15 protein-coding genes are annotated in these 15,951 nt (G+C 56.6%); 12 read left to right on the top strand and 3 right to left on the bottom strand.

Annotated elements, in window-relative coordinates; translation table 11 throughout:
* Window positions 1-132: 132 nt before the first annotated feature.
* The 11 genes from ACXAIA_RS11445 (at window position 133) to ACXAIA_RS11395 (ending at window position 10,598) form a co-directional block, all read left to right on the top strand.
* Window positions 133-2,688, top strand: a complete 2,556-nt coding sequence (locus ACXAIA_RS11445) for an EAL domain-containing protein (RefSeq protein WP_475349441.1) — start codon at window positions 133-135, stop codon at window positions 2,686-2,688.
* A 109-nt stretch (window positions 2,689-2,797) separates the two neighbouring features.
* Window positions 2,798-3,550 carry a DUF1223 domain-containing protein gene (locus ACXAIA_RS11440; RefSeq protein WP_475349440.1) on the top strand — a complete coding sequence of 251 codons (753 nt, stop codon included), beginning with the start codon at window positions 2,798-2,800 and terminating at the stop codon, window positions 3,548-3,550.
* Between the two features lie 150 nt (window positions 3,551-3,700).
* Window positions 3,701-4,414, top strand: coding sequence for a heme ABC exporter ATP-binding protein CcmA (gene ccmA / locus ACXAIA_RS11435; RefSeq protein ID WP_475349439.1), 714 nt, complete (start codon window positions 3,701-3,703; stop codon window positions 4,412-4,414).
* A complete protein-coding gene (ccmB, locus tag ACXAIA_RS11430; protein WP_475346947.1) occupies window positions 4,411-5,076 on the top strand; it encodes a heme exporter protein CcmB in 666 nt (221 codons plus the stop codon). Before ccmA ends, ccmB begins: the two co-directional genes overlap by 4 nt.
* A 57-nt stretch (window positions 5,077-5,133) precedes the next feature.
* Window positions 5,134-5,922, top strand: a complete 789-nt coding sequence (locus tag ACXAIA_RS11425) for a heme ABC transporter permease (RefSeq protein WP_475346946.1) — start codon at window positions 5,134-5,136, stop codon at window positions 5,920-5,922.
* Window positions 5,919-6,116, top strand: coding sequence for a heme exporter protein CcmD (gene ccmD, locus ACXAIA_RS11420; RefSeq protein ID WP_475349438.1), 198 nt, complete (start codon window positions 5,919-5,921; stop codon window positions 6,114-6,116). The genes ACXAIA_RS11425 and ccmD overlap by 4 nt, the downstream gene beginning before the upstream one ends.
* Before the next feature lie 12 nt (window positions 6,117-6,128).
* Window positions 6,129-6,617 (top strand): cytochrome c maturation protein CcmE, encoded by a 489-nt coding sequence (ccmE, locus tag ACXAIA_RS11415; RefSeq protein ID WP_475346944.1) that lies wholly within the window; start codon window positions 6,129-6,131, stop codon window positions 6,615-6,617.
* Between the two features lie 133 nt (window positions 6,618-6,750).
* Window positions 6,751-8,814 carry a heme lyase CcmF/NrfE family subunit gene (locus ACXAIA_RS11410; RefSeq protein WP_475349437.1) on the top strand — a complete coding sequence of 688 codons (2,064 nt, stop codon included), beginning with the start codon at window positions 6,751-6,753 and terminating at the stop codon, window positions 8,812-8,814.
* A complete protein-coding gene (locus ACXAIA_RS11405; RefSeq protein ID WP_475349436.1) occupies window positions 8,811-9,347 on the top strand; it encodes a DsbE family thiol:disulfide interchange protein in 537 nt (178 codons plus the stop codon). The genes ACXAIA_RS11410 and ACXAIA_RS11405 overlap by 4 nt, the downstream gene beginning before the upstream one ends.
* Window positions 9,344-9,844 (top strand): cytochrome c-type biogenesis protein, encoded by a 501-nt coding sequence (locus ACXAIA_RS11400; RefSeq protein ID WP_475349435.1) that lies wholly within the window; start codon window positions 9,344-9,346, stop codon window positions 9,842-9,844. The genes ACXAIA_RS11405 and ACXAIA_RS11400 overlap by 4 nt, the downstream gene beginning before the upstream one ends.
* Window positions 9,845-9,890: 46 nt before the next feature.
* On the top strand, window positions 9,891-10,598 hold the full coding sequence (locus ACXAIA_RS11395) for a tetratricopeptide repeat protein (RefSeq protein WP_475349434.1): 708 nt from the start codon (window positions 9,891-9,893) through the stop codon (window positions 10,596-10,598).
* Between the two features lie 15 nt (window positions 10,599-10,613).
* Here ACXAIA_RS11395 and ACXAIA_RS11390 read toward each other — a convergent pair whose 3' ends face one another.
* From ACXAIA_RS11390 to ACXAIA_RS11380, 3 genes are all read right to left on the bottom strand, one after another.
* Window positions 10,614-10,901: a hypothetical protein gene (locus ACXAIA_RS11390; RefSeq protein WP_475349433.1), complete on the bottom strand. Its 288-nt coding sequence runs from the start codon at window positions 10,899-10,901 to the stop codon at window positions 10,614-10,616.
* A 16-nt stretch (window positions 10,902-10,917) separates the two neighbouring features.
* Window positions 10,918-12,771: a lytic transglycosylase domain-containing protein gene (locus ACXAIA_RS11385; protein ID WP_475349432.1), complete on the bottom strand. Its 1,854-nt coding sequence runs from the start codon at window positions 12,769-12,771 to the stop codon at window positions 10,918-10,920.
* A 244-nt stretch (window positions 12,772-13,015) separates the two neighbouring features.
* The gene (locus tag ACXAIA_RS11380; protein WP_475349431.1) at window positions 13,016-13,906 is read right to left on the bottom strand and encodes a uracil-DNA glycosylase; all 891 of its coding nucleotides are present in this window, start codon (window positions 13,904-13,906) and stop codon (window positions 13,016-13,018) included.
* A gap of 273 nt (window positions 13,907-14,179) precedes the next feature.
* Between ACXAIA_RS11380 and ACXAIA_RS11375 the strand changes: the two genes are divergently transcribed.
* The gene (locus ACXAIA_RS11375) at window positions 14,180-15,817 is read left to right on the top strand and encodes an electron transfer flavoprotein-ubiquinone oxidoreductase (protein ID WP_475349430.1); all 1,638 of its coding nucleotides are present in this window, start codon (window positions 14,180-14,182) and stop codon (window positions 15,815-15,817) included.
* The last annotated feature ends 134 nt before the right edge of the window (window positions 15,818-15,951 follow it).

The raw sequence follows: 15,951 nt of genomic DNA, 5'->3' as shown, positions 1-15,951 counted from the left end.
CGCGCGTCGGTTATAACCCGCACACTTGATCCAGAACAATTCTCAAAAGAGCCGAACCTGTTAGGTATGGCGCAAACGAGTCACCCCTTAAGAATAATAGCGAACAAGAACAATCCAACAGAGCAAACCCGCATGATACGCCCCACATCCTCAGACGGACGCCCGTTTGGTCTGACGGTCGGTACACTCTCACCCGGAACGGTCTTAAGCTGTAACCCGCAAGCAACCCTTGGCGAAGCGGTTGCAAAGATGCGTCATGCCAACAGCAGTTCCATTATTGTGGTTGTATCAAACAAGCCTGTGGGGATTGTCACCGAGCATGATTTGCTCTCGCTGCCGTCCGCAACATCCGCTGCATTTTCCGAACCGGTTTCGACGCGCATGTCAAAACCGGTTCATACCATTTCGGTCCACGCCACGGCGCAATCGGCCATTGTGCGCATGCGCGACCGCGGCGTGCGTCATCTGGTCACCATTGACGCGGACGGGTGCCTTGTCGGGATTGTCAGCCAGACCGATCTGATCCGCCATGTCGGCGACAAAAAGCCATTCATTGCCAATGACGTTGCCGATGCCGTTCGCCAATCAACCGTGTTTGCCGACAAGGACATTCGCGTTTGGGAACTGCGTCAGCGCATGCATGCGGAAAAATGTGACAGCGCGATCATTTCCGGCTTTTCGGACAATCAACCGCCAGAAATGCAAACCGGTATCATCACCGAACGCGACATCCTGCGCCATCTGGCCGATGAACACGAAAACCTGACCGCTGGCGACATTGCCACCCGTCCGGTGACGTTTATTCAACAGGACATGAACCTTGATGACGCGCGCAAAATGATGATGCGCGACAATTTCCGTCATCTTGTGGTTCATAACCACCACGGCGAGACCATCGGTGTTTTGTCCTTTGCCGACCTGCTTGAATTCATCGAACAGGATTACCTGATCCATCTGAGCAGCCTCGCCGAAGACAGCGGCAGCGAACTGACCAAGGCCCGTCAGTCACTGGCACTTGCCAACAAACTGATCGAAAATTCGCCCGACTGCGTGATGATCTGCAATGCCCAGTCCGAGATCGAGGCCGTCAACCCTGCCTTCACGCGCGTGACCGGCTATCAGGCCGAAGAGGTCATTGGCAAGACACCGGCCATTCTGAAATCCGGGCGTCAGAACAAGGCGTTCTATGACAAGCTCTGGTCGGACCTGACCCGCACGGGAAAATGGGAAGGCGAAATCTGGAACCGCCGCAAATCGGGCGAGATCTATGCCGAATGGCTGTCGATCATGGCGGTGCGCGACGGCGAAGGCACTGTAACGCATTACGCGTCGATCTTTACCGACATCAGCGGTCGTGAAAAAAACCGCGAAGATGTGCTGCGCATTGCCTTTACCGATGAACTGACCGGCATGCCCAACCGCCGCCGGTTTTCGGAACTTCTATCACTGCATATCGGGCGGGCGCGCCGGATCGGCCGCCCATTGACCATCGCCATGCTGGATCTTGATAACTTCCAGCGTGTGAATAACGCCCTTGGCCACAATATCGGGGATGATGTTCTGGTCGAAGTATCGCGCCGCATCAGCCGGGAACTCGGTCACGATGCGGTTGTCGCACGCGTCGGTGCTGACGAATTTGCCGCGATCCTGCCGCATGTGAATACCGAACAAGAAGCCTTCGAGATCTCAGAAAAACTTCTCGGGCGCCTCGGCGAAGCCCACATGACGCGCAAGGGCGAGGATGTCTATCTATCGGCAAGCATTGGTATTGCCTCCTTCCCGGAAGACGCCAACGACACCAGCAACATCATCCGCTGTGCCGAACTCGCAATGGTTCAGGCCAAGGAACAGGGGCGCAACCGCGTCGGGCTTTACAGTGTTAATCTGCACAGCCAGAAAGGTGCGGACCTGGCCCTTGAAACCGCCTTGCGTCGCGCAATTGATAACGAGGAACTCCACCTTGTTTATCAGCCGCAATTTGATGCCAAAACCGGCGAAATCGCCGGGGTCGAGGCCCTCCTGCGCTGGACGACGGCCGATGGCAAAACCATTCCGCCCTCGACCTTCATCCCGATTGCCGAGGAAATGGGTGTCATCGGCGAACTGGGGCGTTGGGTCATCCGCACCGCTTGCAATCAGTTGATCGCATGGCGTCAGGAAGGCCTGCATAATCTGCGCCTTGCGGTGAATGTGTCCGTGCAGCAGTTCTATGGGTCGATGGATTTTGCCGAACAGCTGCGCTCCATCATCGTCGACAAGGGTGTCGCCGCTGACCGGCTGGAAATCGAAGTCACCGAAAGCCTTTTCATGCGCAATATCGACGATATGCGTACCAAGCTGCAACGCCTGCGTGATCTCGGTGTACGGATTGCGCTTGACGACTTCGGCACGGGTTTTTCCAGTCTCAGCTATTTGCGTACCTTGCCCTTTGATGTCATCAAGCTTGATCGCAGCTTTGTCTGGGACATCGAAGACGGCCCGGATGGCGAGACCTTGCCAATCACCATCATCAATATGGCGCAGAACCTTGGCAAAACCTGCGTTGCCGAAGGTGTCGAGAACGAGCATCAGCTTCAAGTGCTGCGCCACGCCGGTTGTGACCTTATTCAGGGGTACCTTCTGGGGCACCCGATGCCCGCAGAACAGGTTTCCGAACTGGCCAAAGCCAAAATCGCTGCTGCGTCATAGGTCCTGACCCTAAAAAAGCACAACAAGATCATCGCATTCTGGCGCCTCGCCTGGCTTTCAACGCCTTGTGATTGGTCGGTGATGGTGCTTTTCAGGCATGATCAGGGGCATGAAAAACCCTCGCCCCCTTTTAAGTGCGCTCGCACTGTTGCTCATGACCGTATCCGCACCGGCAGACGCGCGCGAAAGCGTTTTGCCCCGCGCCGTGGTCGAACTTTACACATCCCAAGGATGCAACTCCTGCCCGCCCGCCGATCAGGTTCTGCATGACATGGCAGATCAACATGATGACCTGCTGTTGCTGTCCTATCATGTGGATTACTGGAACTATCTTGGTTGGGAAGATCCGTTTTCCGATGCCCGCTATAGTGCGCGTCAGCGCGACTACGCCAATCGCATGCGCGAACGCTACGTCTATACCCCGCAAGTCATCATCAATGGCGACCACGTGGTGCGCGCCACCGCCAGACAACAGATCGAAACCACAAGCACGACCATCGCGCCTCTGGACGACATTGCCAACATCCACCTGAGCACGACAGACGAAACGCTGCCAGCCAAAGGCACCATCTCGCTCCGCGCTGTTGGCAGGGCTTCTCCGGGCCGGATCGCACAAGTCTGGTTGATCGGCTTTGATCGCGAACATCAACGCGACGTATTGTCCGGGGAAAATGCCGGCAAGCGGTTGGTCAATGCCAATGTCGTGCGTGAAATGGTCAGCCTCGGTCAATGGGATGGCAGCAGTCAGCAGAAAATCCCCTTTGCCATGGCAGATGCCTATGACGGCGGGATCGCGGTTTTGATCCAGAATGGCCGTGGCGGCCCGATCAGTGGCGCAGCCATGGTGCGTTTCGCAGACTGAATCCCCACTTGATCTCTACTTGATAGTGAATTTGGATTGATTTGAAACAATGCCAACCAGACGATTGTCGGTTATTGCATGAATAATCCGCTGGAACGCGTTATATCATGACGTGTTGCAGAATGAATTTCAGACAATCTAACGGGTTATATGGCTGATTTTAGCGGTTCTGATCTGACCTGCCTGCGCGGCGAAAGACTGGTATTTGGCGGCCTGTCCTTTTCGGCCAAATCCGGTGATGCCGTGATGCTGCGTGGTCGAAATGGCGCCGGGAAATCAAGCCTGTTGCGCCTGATGGCCGGTCTTCTCGCACCGCGCTCCGGCGGCCTTTTCTGGAAAGGCGAAAACATTGCCGATGATCGCGCCGCCCATCATGCCCGCACCCATTATCTGGGTCATCAGGATGCCATCAAACCCGTCCTGTCCGTGCGCGACAATTTACGCCTTTGGGGGCAGCTGCGCGGGGTGCGTGATCTTGATGCCGCCATTGACCGCGCGCTCAATGCACTTCAGATCCACCACCTGTCGCGCATCACCGGTCGCTACCTTTCAAGTGGCCAGAAACGCCGTACCGCCCTTGCCCGCATCCTGATCGGTGAAAGCAATCTTTGGCTGCTTGATGAACCGACCGTGGGTCTGGACCGCGAAAGCTGTGCCGAACTGGCGCAACTGATCGCCGCGTTTCGCGCCAATGGCGGTATTGTCGTCTATTCGACCCATATCGATCTGGATGTCGAAAACCCGACCATTCTCGATCTTGATGACTTCGCCATCCCGATGGTCGAATGGCTGGCTGAGCAGGACGATATCGAAGATATGGCGCAGGCCACGCGCGCACCGTCATCGCAGGAGGCCGCGCAATGAACGGCTTTATAGCAATCCTGCGCCGTGACTTGAGCCTGGCCCTACGACAGGGGGCCGATTCCGTCATGGTCGTGGCCTTCTTTATTGTCACCACAACCCTGTTTCCGTTCGGCGTCGGGCCGGAGGTCAATATCCTGGCGCGCATCGCATCAGGTGTGATCTGGGTCTCAGCACTGCTGGCCGCCATGCTGTCGCTTGAACGTGTTTTTCAGACTGATTACGAAGACGGATCGCTTGAACTGTTGACCCTGTCACCCGTGTCGCTTGAACTTCTGATTTTGGGCAAGGTGCTCGCACATTGGCTGACAACCGGGCTTCCGCTGATCATTGCGGCCCCGCTTATGGCGGTAATGCTCAATATGGACCAGGACGGTTTTGCCATTCTGATGGTCGCCATGTTACTTGGAACACCGGCACTCAGCCTGATCGGGGCGATTGGCGCGGCGCTGATACTTGGCGCGCGACGTGGTGGTGTCCTTGTATCACTTCTGGTTTTACCACTATATATTCCGGTACTGATATTTGGCGCCGGTGCCGTTGAAGCCGCCCTGCTCGGAATTTCGGCCACCGCACAATTACAGATCATGGCTGCGATCCTGCTTTTGACACTGGCAGCAGCCCCATTTGCGACCGCCCATGCCGTACGCCAGGCCATGGAATAGAACAAGAAGACGACACAAGATGACCCTTTGCGGATTTCCGCACCAAGGATAAGAAAAATGCATCGCTTTGCTAAACCAAGTGTGTTTTTGAAATTCACAGCCCCGATCCTGCCGTGGCTGTCGGTTCTGACCGTGATCCTGATCGCGGCCGGGCTTTATTTTTCCCTGATCGGGTCGCCGGTTGATTACCAGCAAGGCCACACCGTGCGGATCATGTATATCCATGTTCCAGCCGCATGGATGGGCCTGTTTTGCTATGTCGGCATGGCGATCTGCGGCGCGATGAGCCTGATCTGGAAACACCCGTTGGCCGATATTTGCGCGCGCGCCACCGCACCGGTTGGCGCAACCTTCACCGCCCTTTGCCTGATTACCGGATCGCTTTGGGGCGAACCGATGTGGGGTACTTGGTGGGTGTGGGATGCGCGCCTGACATCGATGCTGATCCTGTTGTTCCTTTATCTGGGCTACATGGCGCTTGTGAATGCGTTTGATGATCCCGAACGCGGATCAAAGGCCGGTTCGGCCCTGGCACTGGTCGGCGCAGTCAATGTGCCGATTGTCAAATTCTCGGTCGACTGGTGGAACACGCTGCATCAACCGGCCTCGATCGTGCGCATGGATGGCCCGGCGATTGATCCCAGCATGCAATTGCCGCTTGCCCTGATGATCCTTGGTTTTACCTGCTACTACTTCGTTGTTCTGATCCTGCGTGTGCGTCTGGAGCTCAATGAACGTCGCATTCGCGCCCTGCATCTGTCGGGCATGTTTGATGAACGCAGCACCCCGGAACCGGCCAAGGATCAGAGCTATGAAGCCGGTCACAATGCGGAGGCCAAACAATGAGTGAATTCTTCTCAATGGGCGGCTATGGCAGCTATATCTGGGCAAGTTACGGCTTAACAGCGCTGGCCATGATCGTTTTGCTGATCGCCACCCTGCGTGGTCTGCGCAGCAGCCGTATTGAACGCGATCAGCTCGAAGCCGTCTTGCAAGCACGGCGCCCGCGCCGCACCAAACAGACCCAAAAGGCATCCTGACGGAGAACGACTGTGTCCCTTTCCCGCGCAAAAATCCGCAAACGCCAACGCATGTATGTCATCGGCGCCATCCTGCTCGCCGTTGGGGGTGCTGCGGCCCTGATGCTGACCGCGTTTGAAGACTCGGTCGTGTTTTTCTTCAGCCCAACCGAAATCGCCGAAAAATCTCCCATCGACCCGGATCAGCGTTTGCGCATTGGCGGTCTTGTCGTCGAAGGATCGGTTGCAAAGCAGGATGACGGCCAAACCATTGCCTTTGCCGTCACCGATATGGCGGAAACCGTGCCGGTTTCCTATCGCGGCATTTTGCCGGATCTGTTTCGCGAAGGTCAGGGCGTGGTTGCCGAAGGCCATATGAGCAGCGAGGGCACCTTTATCGCGTCTGAAGTTCTGGCCAAGCATGACGAAAACTACATGCCGCCCGAAGTCGCCGAATCGCTTAAGAAAAGCGGCTATTGGGAAGAAATAGAAGCCAAAAACGCCGAAGAGATGCGCAATTAAGCCACATTCTGCCGCCATAAAGCCCGACCATACGCGCAAGAAGAACATAGCCGCGACCATTGCCCCTTGATCCGTGCCCCACAGATCAGGCAATAGATCGCAGGGGAACTTATTGGGGAAGCCTTAGACGCACATGCTTGCAGAGTTAGGACATTTTGCCCTGCTTCTGATGGTGGTCACCGGGATCGGACAGGCCGTCCTGTTCAGTCCGCTGTGGCTGCACGCGTCCCTGCGCACGCTCACCCCGAAAATCCCCAAGGCCACCCCCGCTGGCAGCCCCGACGTTTCACCTGATGATGACGGGGCCACCTTTGGCCCGGTGGCAAGACCCGCCAATCTCTTTTTGCTGCCCGCAACCATCCTTCTGCTCGGCCTTCTGGCCGAGGCCGCATTGCTGAACGCCTTTATCGTCAGCGACTTTACCCTGCCCATCGTCACCGATGTAAGCCATTCATCCACACCGCTGCTTTATCGCATCGGGGCGGCATTCACCCCGGACGGCGGGGCGATGTTGCTGTGGCTTGTGGCGTTGTCTGTGGTGAACCTGCTGCTGGCGTTTCAATTACATAAACGATCAGAAACCGTTGATGATCGATTTGGCCGCAACGCGCTGTCGATTGTGGGGCTTCTGGTTGCCATACTCGGTGTTATCACCCTGATCGATGCCAATCCGTTCTTGCGCGCGGGCGTGGTACCGCTTGACGGGCGGGGCATGAATCCGCAAAGCCAGGACGTGCTCAAAATTCTCCGCGAACCGTTTCTTTACTTCGGTCTTGCGGGCCTTGCCGGGGTCTTTGCTCTGATATTGGCTGGGCTGTTTGATCGCAGGATCGATCGTAAGCTTGCGGAAACCATGCGATCCTGGACCATCGCATCCTGGGTTTGTCTGGGTGCTGCGATCGCAATCAACGCCTATCGCTCTTATAGCGAACAGGCTTGGGGGGGCTGGTGGTATTGGGACACCGCCGAGAACAGCCTGCTTTTGCCATGGTTGCTGGCCACGGCCCTTTTGCATTGCCGCGCGGTCCTGGAAAAGACCGAAGCCCTTCGGGGCTGGACAGCATTTCTTGCGATCACGGCTTTGGCGGTTGGCTGGTTCGGGGTGTACCTGACCCGTTCTGATCTTTTCGCCCCCTTGCCCGAAACCCAACTTTTGCCCAGCGACAGTACCGGACTTCTGGTCGGGTTCTGTGTGGTCTTCGGGCTTTCCTATTACCTGTTCTGGCGATCGGTCGAACAGATGGGTATGGGCCGCTGTTTCGAGTTGATTTCGCGCGAAAGTGCGATGTTCCTCAACAGTGTCATGTTGTCCTTGATCGGGGCCGTTGTCCTGATTGGCACCATCTATCCGCTGGTGTTGAAGTGGATCACGGGCGAACCGATCACGGTTGGCGCGCCTTTTTATGTCGATGTCCTGATCCCCATCGTTGTCCCCATGCTGTTTCTGATGGCCTTTGCCCCGGCTCTGCGCTGGCGACAGGATGAAGTATGGATGATCGGGCGGCGCATGAAACTTGCTGCCATCCTGTCATTGATCACGGTTCTGTTTGTTTCGATCCGGTTTATCGACATGTCCCCGGCCCCGCTGATCGGCATCGGCCTTGCCGGGTGGGTTCTGACTGCATCGATCAGTGACCTTTGGGCGCGGCTTTGGCGTCACCCGGAACATGGCGAAAGCAAATATCGCAACCTTCAGCTTCTTGGCCCCCGCTATGTCAGCATGACACTTGCCCATATCGGTCTGGCGGTTCTGATCGCCGGCGGATCGGCGAGTAGCATCTGGGAAGAACAGGTTGTCGTTTCAGCCCGTGCCGGGCAAAGCATTCAGGCGGGCCCCTATAACCTGCAGTATGAAGGCGTCTCGCTTTTGGCAGGTGAAAACTACGCCACCCGTCAGGCGACCTTTATCCTGTATCGTCACTCCCTGCCGGTCACAGAGCTTTTCCCGGAAATTCGCTATTATCCGATCCGTGGTGTCGAAACCCGCGAAGCTGACATCTGGCATGGTCGGGATGGTGATTTGCATGTTTCCATCGGCGACCGCGATGATGATGGTGGCCGGGTTGTCACCGTGCATTACTTGCCGATGATGCCCTGGGTTTGGGGTGGCATGCTATTGATGTTGATCGGGGGATGTTTCAGCATCCTCACGCGCGTAATCCTGCGCCTTAAGAAGTTTGGAGTTCCCGCTTCATGAGATTTTCGATCGCCATAATCCCGCTGGTTCTGTTTGCCGCACTGGCCGGGGTATTTTTGTTAAACATCGACAAGGATGCCTCCGTCGTGCCATCGGTCCTGATCGACAAACCGGCCCCGGAATTCTCACTCCCGCCCCTGCCGGGACGCGAAGATGGCCTGTCACGTGCCGACCTGACACAGGGTGAAGTCTCGGTTCTAAATGTCTTTGCCAGCTGGTGCATTCCCTGTCGTGCAGAACACCCGCTGATCAAGCGCCTTTCCCGTGAAGCCGACGTTCCGGTCTATGGCCTGAATTACAAGGAAAAGGACCCCGAGGACGGTGTCAAATGGCTCGATGAGCTTGGCGATCCTTATGCCGCTGTTGGCATGGATATTTCCGGGCGCACCGGCATTGATTTCGGCGTTTATGGTGTTCCTGAAACCTTCATCATCGATGGCAATGGCCAAATCAGATACAAGCATGTCGGCCCGGTGACGGTCGAAGTCCTTGAAAAAGTCCTGCTGCCAAAAATCGGGGAGATAAAGGGATGATCAGACGCTTCAAACTCGTTTTTGGTACCCTTGCCATTCTGGTTCCGGTGATTGCGTCCAACCCGGCCTTGGCTGTCAATCCGGACGAAATGCTGTCCAATTCGGTTCTCGAAGAACGTGCACGTGAAATCAGCAAGGAACTGCGGTGTCTTGTCTGTCAGAACCAGTCGATTGACGATTCCGATGCCGAACTGGCGCGTGATCTGCGCGTGCTGGTGCGCGAACGACTGGTCGCTGGCGATGAAAATCAGGAAGTCATCGACTATATCGTTGCGCGCTATGGCGACTATGTTCTGCTGAACCCGCCGCTAAAGCCCGAAACCTATATTCTGTGGGCAAGTCCGGTCGTTCTGGTGGTTCTCGCCCTTCTGGCTGTTTTTGCCTTTTACCGCCGCAAGCAACGCGATGGATCGAGCGCCTCGGCATCCCTGTCAAAGGATGAACAGGATCGCCTCGATGAGCTTCTGGGCACTTCAAAGGACGACGGCAAAGCCTGATGAACAATGATCGCCTGACATATCGCCATCCGATCGGAGGCATCCGGTGATCTGGATCGGCTTGACTGTTCTGGCACTTTTGGCGGGTGCAGCCCTTTATGCAAGCCTGCCGAAATCAGCAAACCACAGATCACGTGCGCGTCGCGTGTCATTCTCTGCCTTGCCGGTCATTGCCGCATTGGGGCTTTATGCCATGCTGGGCAGCCCGAGCCTGCCCGCGCGCCCCTATGCCGAGCGAGCCGGCGAACGCAACCTGGCTGCGGCCGCCGCCGTTGCCGATAACGCCACGGATCCCGATTTCAAAACCGATCAGCAAATCCGGCGATTGCTTAATCAGATTGTCGTCTCGCTTGAGGTCAATCCACGCAACCTTCAGGGCTGGGTGGCGCTTGCGCGTGGGTCTCTACGTCTTGGAAATATCGAACGGGCGGTTGCCGCCTTTGCCCAGGCCTATGCCCTGTCAGGTGAGAACCCGTTGCTTGCCATCGAATATGCCGATACCCGCATCACGGCTCAGGATGGCAAGATCGACAATACATCGCGGGATCTGGTCCTGCATGCCCTGGGCCAGATGCCCAACCATCTGTTGGCGCGTTACTATTATGGCATGATGCTCAAACAAAATGGCAAACCGGAACAAGCCCTGCGGGTGCTCAGCGACCTCTATCGCGACCTGCCCAGTGACGATCCGCTGGGCAATGCCACAAAAAGCGAAATCGCGGCCCTGCAATCGAGTGACGACAGCGCACAGTAAGTTGCAGCCTGGCTCTTAGGCCGAAAACAGATACAACACCCCAAGCAGCACCCCCACAATCAGCAACAATGTCCCGCCAAGTGCGACCAGCTTCATGACCGGATGCAGGTTTTCAAGCTCCCCGGTGTGACGCGCGTTTTCAGAACCGGTTTGAGATGCATGACCCTCGTCAAACCGGCGCAGGGCTTCTTCGCCGCTCATGGGCGGCATCTTGATACGATCAAGGACCGTCCCCTGTTCCGGGGCACGGTCCTTGTGATCTGTTTTGGGCTGTTGCGCGCTATTGCCGTTATGGGCTGTCATCGCAGGTGACGGACGCTTAGCGCTGCGCTGTCAGGCCGCGGTCCGTATCCTGATCCTGCGGCTGATAGGTTGGCCATTCACCAGCTGCCAGAAGATCAAGCGACGGCGTTTCCTGACCGAACCGGGAACGATACATCCAAAGATTGGCCATCACGCGTTCGATGAACAAACGGGTTTCACGCGACGGGATGCTTTCGATGAAATAAAGCGGATCGACATTGTCCTTAAGCGCCTTCTGCCAGCGACCAAGATTGCCAATGCCACCGTTATAGGCCGCCATCAACTGCAGGAAGCCGTTATCAACGCCATTCTGATCAAGCAGATGATCAACATATTTCTGTCCAAGCGACAGGTTGATTTCCGGCTGATACAGCTCGGCGCGCTTGGCACCGCGATAGCGCGTATTGCCGATATAGCTTGCCGTGGCCGGCATCAGCTGCATCAGGCCACGTGCACCGGCATGGCTGCGCGCATCGGTGTTGAAACCTGATTCCTGACGCATGAAGGCATAGATCACCGCTCGGTCAACTTCATAGCCACCTTCCGGCGCCCATGGCGGAACCGGGTACAGCGCGTTGACAAACACATCACCGGTCTTTTGCGCGATATAGCTGCCAAGACGCATGGTCAGGGATGCAAAGTTTGCGGTATCGGTCAGGGCCAGAACAGCCCGACGCAGCGAATCGTCATCCTTGGCCGCGGCCTTGCGCAGTTCACGTTCGGCTTCATCGCGCTGACCAACCTGCATAAGCGACAATGCCCGACGCCCATGCGGATCAAGTTTCAGCTTGTTGGCACGGTTTTCATCAAGCTCAAGGCTGTCCCAGTCAAAGACGTCATCACGCCCCAGCGCACGCATCGCCAACTGGCCATAGAAGGAGCGCGGATATTCCGCCGCCCGGTTCAACATGACATCGGCTTCATCAAACCGGCCGGCAGCCAAGTCAATCCGCGCCGCCCAGAAGGCCCCCGCCGTGCGGGTCCAACTTGACGCATATTTGTTGATGCTCAGTGCTGCGAAATGGGCGTGCGATTCATCCATCTTGCCAAGGCGCCACGCGGTCAGGCCCGCGGTCCAGTGTGCTTGGGGCAGATGCTTGCCCGAACGCTTTGCCGCTTCGCTGGCATATTTCAACGCAAGGTCCGGTTTGCCAAAGTAATAGTAACCCGATGCAATCGCGGCCTTGGCATAGTCCTGCTCATAGGCGTCAAAAATGCGCTGTGCTTCGTCGCTGTTAAGAACTTCAAGCGCCCCGGTCGGCCAGCCATTGCCAATGCGATGGCGAATACGACGCTTCAGGGTCGAAACGCGCGAACGCTGCTTGGACGACAGTTTCTTTGTCGACTTGTGATAGTACGGGGTGATGTTCTCGTAATCATATCCGGCACCGGAGACGTAGCTGCCAACCGGCTTTTTCGGATAGTTGGCCGTGCCACGACGTTTCAGCGCAAGTTTGTAGATGCGCGGTGCCTGCGGATGATCGGCATATTTGGCAAGCCAGCCCTTCAATTCCTTGTAGCGCGACCGATACGCCGTCGGGTGCAGATAACGCTGCGCCATCACATGCCCCATCAGGACATCATCGGACAGGCGCGAAATCAGGCGGTCGGCATCTTGCCACCGGCCCTGTTCCTGAACGGCAAAAATCTGTTCGTAAAGTTCGGCATCACGCTCGGAAAGCGGCTTTGGGATCAGGGTCGAAAGCGCGTCATCAAGCACAGGATTGCTCAGCGCAGCCTGTTCCTGCGTGCTGGCAGCAGCAGGTGACGCGGCACCCATAACCGTCATGGTGCCAAGAAACGCGAAGAAGAGTCCCTGCCTTACGGTGCTTTTGACACCCGGCAGGCGTGTTCTTATTGCTTCGATCAAAATCAGTTTCCCCAACGAGGCTTGTTTTCAAGCCGCGTGTTTATCCCGAAGCAGTTTGGTCTCGCAACCCGTTGCCGTCGGTGTTCCCCCTCGTACAACGGCGTTCCTTATAACAGGAAACACCCAAACCGCGAAATCATTTATCTGGAATCAATCACTTGGCGCGAACCAAGCAAACCCGACCAAACGCATGCATATCTCCCATGCATACAGTGACTTTATTGCCAATTCCTTAGGGGCAGATTTAAAGCTTGTGCGAGATCGCGCGCAGATCACGCCAGGCGAGGCGCTTTTGTTCCGGTGTCCGCAGAAGATAGGCCGGATGGAACATCGCGGTCAGGGCCGCATTTTTGCCATCGGCAAAGGAAATCTCCTTCCATGTGCCGCGCAAACGCGTGATGCCACGATCTTCTTCCATCAATGTCTTGGCCGAACTGCCGCCAAGGCACACGACAACCTTCGGCCTGATCAGCTCAAGATGACGGCGAATGAACGGCTCACACACCGCGATTTCCGCCGTGGTAGGCTGGCGGTTCCCCGGCGGGCGCCAGGGCAGAATATTGGTGATATAGGCTTCTTCACGCGCAAGCCCGATAGACCGCAGCATCGCATCGAGAAGCTTTCCACTCGGCCCGACGAAAGGCAGTCCCTGACGGTCCTCTTCGGCCCCGGGCGCCTCGCCGACCAAGACCAGCTTGGCTTCGACATTGCCGGCGCCAAAGACCGTATTACTGGCCGACTTTTTAAGCGCGCAGCCTTCAAACTTTTCAATCGCGGCCTTGAGCTCGTCAAGGCTGTTTGCCGCGGCCGCCGCATCGCGTGCGGATTGGCGGGCTTCGTGCGGCGTATCAGACAACAAAAACCCGCCATCGGCGCCAGCTGGCATCGGTGTCGCCCCCGGTCCCCCGGGTTGGGCCGGGCGGGCTGGGCCACCCGCCGGACGTGGTGCGCCCGGACGCGCATTCGCGCCAAATCCCTGACGGTTGGCCGCGTTCTGGCGCAGGCTTTCAGACGCCTTGAAACGGTCAAGCGGTTCGTCAGCGATGGCCTCGTCCGCGCCCATTTCAAATTGCCAGACAAGGGCCTCGAACGGGTCGAGATTATTTACATCAAAGTCTGTAATTGGTTTGCTCATCTACACAAAGGCGATGTATGTTGCACCGCGAACGGGATCGCGGGCACTGCTTGGGAAGACCTTATACGATTTTGGGTCCTTTGTGCCAGAGTACAAACGCGACACCGTTCATGACTATGGATTGTCAACCGATCCCATGATCGGTATAGCTTTATCCAGTGAGAATTATCTGAGAAATCAGGGCTTGGGCGAGACCCTGAACGGTGAATACCGGCTCACGGCCAACGAACGGGAACAGTTCGATACGGTCGCCAGCCAAAGGAGAGAGGCCAAATGGAACGGGAATCCATGGAATTTGACGTGGTCGTTGTTGGCGCCGGTGTATCCGGTCTGTCAGCGGCCATCAAGCTGATGCAACTCGCCCAGGAACAGGAAAAAGAAATCACCGTCTGTGTGGTTGAAAAAGGTTCCGAGGTCGGCGCACATACCCTGTCGGGTGCCGTGATGGAGCCGCGCTCGATCAATGAACTTTTCCCGGACTGGCAGGAACGCGGCGCACCACTGAATGTGCCCGCTGGCGAAGACCAGTTCCTGATGCTGAGCGAAACCGGTGCGAAAAAGCTGCCGACCCCGCCGCAGATGCACAACAAGGGCAACTATATCGTCAGCCTCGGCAATGTCTGCCGCTGGCTTGGCGAACAGGCCGAAGCACTCGGTGTTGAAGTTTATCCGGGCTTTGCCGCTGCCGAAGTTCTGTTTAACGATGACGGTTCGGTCAAGGGCATCGCCACCGGCGATATGGGCCTGCAGCGTGATGGTACGCCGGGTCCGAACCACGAACCGGGTATGGAACTGCACGCCAAATATACCTTCTTTGCTGAAGGGTGCCGTGGCTCACTGTCCGAACAGCTGATCAAGAAATTCGATCTGCGCAAGAATTCCGATCCGCAGACCTATGGCATCGGCATCAAGGAACTCTGGGAAGTCGATCCCGAAGTCCACAAGGAAGGCCTTATTCAGCACACCGTTGGCTGGCCGCTGAACAAGGACACCTATGGTGGGTCGTTCCTCTATCATCTTGATAACAATCAGGTGGTGGTCGGCTTCGTGATCGGTCTTGATTACGAAAACCCGCATCTCAGCCCGTTTGATGAATTCCAGCGTTTCAAGACGCATCCGGAAATCCGCAAGATCTTTGAAAACGGTCGTCGCATCTCGTACGGCGCACGTGCGCTCAACGAAGGCGGCTTCCAGTCGATCCCGGATCTTGTCTTCCCGGGTGGTTGCTTGATCGGGTGCTCGGCGGGCTTCATGAACGTGCCGAAGATCAAAGGTTCGCACACCGCGATGAAGACCGGCATGCTGGCTGCCGAAGCCGCATTCGAAGCCCTGACCAAGGACGAAACACCGGCACAGATGGACAGCTACCCGCAGCGTCTCAAAGACAGCTGGGTCTATCCGGAGCTGCACAAGGTGCGTAACATCCGTCCGAGCTTCGCCAAATGGGGCTTCTGGGGTGGCATGGCCTATAGTGCGGTTGACACCTATCTGTTCGGTGGCAAGGCGCCTTGGACCTTCAAAAACCACGAAGACCATTCCTGCCTGAAACCGGCAAAAGACATGCCGAAGATCGATTATCCGAAACCGGATGGCAAAGTCAGCTTCGACAAGCTGTCATCGGTCTTCCTGTCAAACACCAACCATGGTGAGGATCAACCGATCCACCTGACGCTGAAAGATGACAGTGTTCCGGTCAACACCAACCTTGCCGTTTATGACGGGCCCGAAGCCCGCTTCTGCCCGGCCGGTGTTTATGAATTTGTCGAAGACGAAGAAAACGGTGGTAACCGTCTGCAGATCAACGCGCAGAACTGCGTGCATTGCAAAACCTGCGACATCAAGGACCCGACCCAGAACATCGTTTGGGTCGTGCCCGAAGGTGGCGGCGGGCCAAACTACCCGAATATGTAAGCCTTTCGGCTTTCCTCATACAAAAGGCCCGCTTGATGCGGGCCTTATACTTTGAGAGGCAGAAGGATTTGTTATGATCCTTCTGCCTCTTTTGTTTGAACGGGTGGTGGCCACCACCCGTTCACGGTGCACAG

It is taken from the genome of Thalassospira sp. ABL2_045 (assembly GCF_056161285.1).
The sequence above is the reverse complement of the archived record's forward strand: the minus strand, read 5'-3'. Positions and strand labels throughout refer to the sequence as shown.

Excerpts from the sequence above, each read along its gene's own strand:
- ccmA (WP_475349439.1), top strand. The coding sequence starts at position 3,701 with ATGGCTGATTTTAGCGGTTCTGATCTGACCTGCCTGCGCGGCGAAAGA.
- ACXAIA_RS11405 (WP_475349436.1), top strand. The coding sequence starts at position 8,811 with ATGAGATTTTCGATCGCCATAATCCCGCTGGTTCTGTTTGCCGCACTG.
- ccmD (WP_475349438.1), top strand. The coding sequence starts at position 5,919 with ATGAGTGAATTCTTCTCAATGGGCGGCTATGGCAGCTATATCTGGGCA.
- ACXAIA_RS11440 (WP_475349440.1), top strand. The coding sequence starts at position 2,798 with ATGAAAAACCCTCGCCCCCTTTTAAGTGCGCTCGCACTGTTGCTCATG.
- ACXAIA_RS11380 (WP_475349431.1), bottom strand. The coding sequence starts at position 13,906 with ATGAGCAAACCAATTACAGACTTTGATGTAAATAATCTCGACCCGTTC.
- ACXAIA_RS11375 (WP_475349430.1), top strand. The coding sequence starts at position 14,180 with ATGGAACGGGAATCCATGGAATTTGACGTGGTCGTTGTTGGCGCCGGT.
- ACXAIA_RS11400 (WP_475349435.1), top strand. The coding sequence starts at position 9,344 with ATGATCAGACGCTTCAAACTCGTTTTTGGTACCCTTGCCATTCTGGTT.
- ACXAIA_RS11390 (WP_475349433.1), bottom strand. The coding sequence starts at position 10,901 with ATGACAGCCCATAACGGCAATAGCGCGCAACAGCCCAAAACAGATCAC.
- ACXAIA_RS11425 (WP_475346946.1), top strand. The coding sequence starts at position 5,134 with ATGCATCGCTTTGCTAAACCAAGTGTGTTTTTGAAATTCACAGCCCCG.
- ACXAIA_RS11410 (WP_475349437.1), top strand. The coding sequence starts at position 6,751 with ATGCTTGCAGAGTTAGGACATTTTGCCCTGCTTCTGATGGTGGTCACC.
- ACXAIA_RS11445 (WP_475349441.1), top strand. The coding sequence starts at position 133 with ATGATACGCCCCACATCCTCAGACGGACGCCCGTTTGGTCTGACGGTC.
- ccmB (WP_475346947.1), top strand. The coding sequence starts at position 4,411 with ATGAACGGCTTTATAGCAATCCTGCGCCGTGACTTGAGCCTGGCCCTA.